3 protein-coding genes are annotated in these 2,537 nt (G+C 72.7%); all 3 read left to right on the forward strand.

What is annotated here, in order from left to right; all coding sequences use genetic code 11:
* Window positions 1-875: ADP-ribosylglycohydrolase family protein (locus JHN63_RS50025; protein WP_200691782.1), on the forward strand; the 875-nt coding region annotated here is incomplete at its 5' end.
* A gap of 8 nt (window positions 876-883) precedes the next feature.
* On the forward strand, window positions 884-2,104 hold the full coding sequence (locus JHN63_RS50030; protein ID WP_200691783.1) for an ADP-ribosylglycohydrolase family protein: 1,221 nt from the start codon (window positions 884-886) through the stop codon (window positions 2,102-2,104).
* Window positions 2,092-2,537 (forward strand): ADP-ribosylglycohydrolase family protein (locus tag JHN63_RS50035; protein ID WP_200691784.1); only part of this gene is annotated, 446 nt, incomplete at its 3' end. The genes JHN63_RS50030 and JHN63_RS50035, both read left to right, overlap by 13 nt.

The raw sequence follows: 2,537 nt of genomic DNA on the forward strand, positions 1-2,537 counted from the left end.
CGGAAGCCGTACTACGAGCCGGCGACGACACAGTCCTCGGCGACCTCAGCAGAGAACGCCGAACCCGCGCCGCGATCGACCTCGGCTGGAACGCCGTAGCAAGTGAGGTAGCCGCCGCGGCGGACCGCGCCCCCGAGGTCGAATCCGCCGTACTCCCCCTCCGCGCCCGCATCTCCGTACGCGCCGGCCTAGGCAACCTCGTCGCCGGCCTCCGCCCACCCGCCACCGGCCACGACAACCCCCACTACTTCGACGACGCGGCCTGCGTAAGAGCCTGCGTCCTCGCCGTCGCCCACCCCGGCGACCCCCAACGCGCCGCCGCCCTAGCCGAGTTCGACGCCCGCTACACCCAGGACGGCGACGGGGTCCACGGCGCCAGAGCCATGGCGGCGGCCCTCGCACTCGCCCTGGCCGGAGCGGACGTGGACGACTGCGTGGCAGCCGCCGTAGGCGAACTCCCCGAGGCAACGGAGATCGGCCGCAACGCCCGCCACGCCCTGAAGTTGGCCCGGGACAGCGACAACGCCTTCGCCCTGATCCCCCTCTTGGAACATCAGATCGTCGACCACGTCTACAGCTACGGCATCGCCGCCGCCGAAACCGTGCCCGTGGCCCTCGCCCTCGCCACCGCGTCCCGCGGCCGTATCGCGGAAGCGGTCCCCGCCGCGGCCTGCCTCTCCCGCGTGGCCGACTCGGCACCGGCCCTGGTGGGCGCCCTCACCGGCGCGCTCAGCGGCGGGCGGGCGATCCCCACCACCTGGCGGGACGCCTGCCGCACCCTCTCCGGCTGCGCCCTCCCCCGCCTCACCGGCACCGACCTCGTGGAACTCGCCGAACTCCTGGAAGCCACACAACCGGCCCCGCCAGGAGGATGATTCGGTGCATGCCCCCGAAAGAACCCAAAGACACCAAAGAACCCACACGACCTAAACAACTCAAACAAGCCAAAGCCTCTGATGTCAGCCTTGAGGACCGGATCACCGGGGCCCTCGTCGGCGCGGCGGTCGGCGACGCCCTCGGCGGTCCCGTCGAGGGCTACTCCCCCGACCAGATCCTGGAACGCCACGGCGGTCGCGTCCACGGCGTCGTCGGCCCCTGGAACGGGGACGCGTGGCGCACCGCCCGCCCCATCGCGCCGTACCACAAGGGCGACGGCCACGTCACCGACGACACCTTGATGACCCACGCGCTGGTACGGGTCTACGCGACCGTCCGCGACCACCTCGACGCGTACGCGATCGCCGACCACCTCGTCCCGGACCTGATGCAGAATCCGCGCTGGATCCCGGAGTTGGAGGCGGAGGCCATCCCCCTCCAGCGGATCTTCCTCGCCGAGAAGTGGCTCGCGACCCGTCTCCACTACGGCCACGTCGACCCCCGCGAGGCCGGCGTCGGCAACATCGTCAACTGCGGTGCCGCGATGTACATGGCACCGGTCGGCCTGGTCAACGCGGCCAATCCTGCCGGTGCTTACGCCGAGGCCGTCGACCTCGCGGGCGCACACCAGTCGTCGTACGGCCGTGAGGCGGCGGGCGTCTTCGCGGCGGCCGTCGCGGCGGCCTGCGTGCCGGGCGCGACCCCGGACTCGGTGGTGACCGCCTGCCTCGCCCTGGCGAAGGACGGCACCCGCACCGCCATCGAGAAGGTCTGCGAAGTGGCCGCCCGGCACTCGGACTTCGAGTCGGCGCTCGCACCGCTGCGGAAGGCGATCACGCCGTACGACACGGTGGGCCCCGACTACCGCTCCCCCTCCCTGGACGCCCGCCGCCCCTCCCGCACCAAGGCGATCGAGGAACTCCCCGTCGCCCTGGGCATGTTGGTGGTCTCCGGCGGCGACTACCGCCACACGGTGCTGGGTTCGGTGAACTACGGCCGTGACTGCGACTCCATCGCGACGATGGCGGGCGCGGTGGCCGGCGCCCTCGGCTCCACGGTCCCGCAGGACTGGTCGAAGACGGTCGCCGAGGCCAGCCGCCTCGACCTGTGGGAACCGGCGGCGACCCTCACCGCCGTCACCCGTGAGGTCTTCGAGCGCGATGTCCGCCGACGCCGGGCCCACGAGGCCGCGTTCACCGAGATCGGAGGGCTGCGGTGCTCCGACTGACCTGGGTCCAGCCGGAGGACCTGCTCGGCCACGAACTGCGCCAGGCCGCCCAGGACGGCCGCGAACCGTCGGCGATCGCGGCGCGCTGGCGCGCGGCGGGAGGTGCCGAGGCCCCGGACCGGGCGGGCGCGTCCGCCCAAACCCCCAGCCGTTACCTCAGGTTGCTCGCCGAGGACCTGCTGGACGAACTGGCCGACCTGCCCGGCACGTTGGCGGACCGGGAGCCGACGGACCTGGCGCGGATCAAGGCCCTGTGTCCCAACTGGCCCGCCCCGCAAGCCACTTCCGCACCCCGCCCGGCCACCCTCCAGGCCGCCTGGCTGGGCCGCGCGGTCGGCTGTCTCCTCGGCAAACCGGTCGAGAAGCTCCCCCTCGACGGCATCCGCCAACTCGCCCGCGCCACCGGCAACTGGCCCCTCACCACCTACTTCAC

Source organism: Streptomyces sp. MBT65 (assembly GCF_016612545.1).
In the GTDB taxonomy this organism is placed as follows: domain Bacteria; phylum Actinomycetota; class Actinomycetes; order Streptomycetales; family Streptomycetaceae; genus Streptomyces.

Bases quoted from the DNA above. Each gene is read 5' to 3' on its own strand.
- JHN63_RS50030 (WP_200691783.1), top strand. From the start codon at position 884: ATGCCCCCGAAAGAACCCAAAGACACCAAAGAACCCACACGACCTAAA.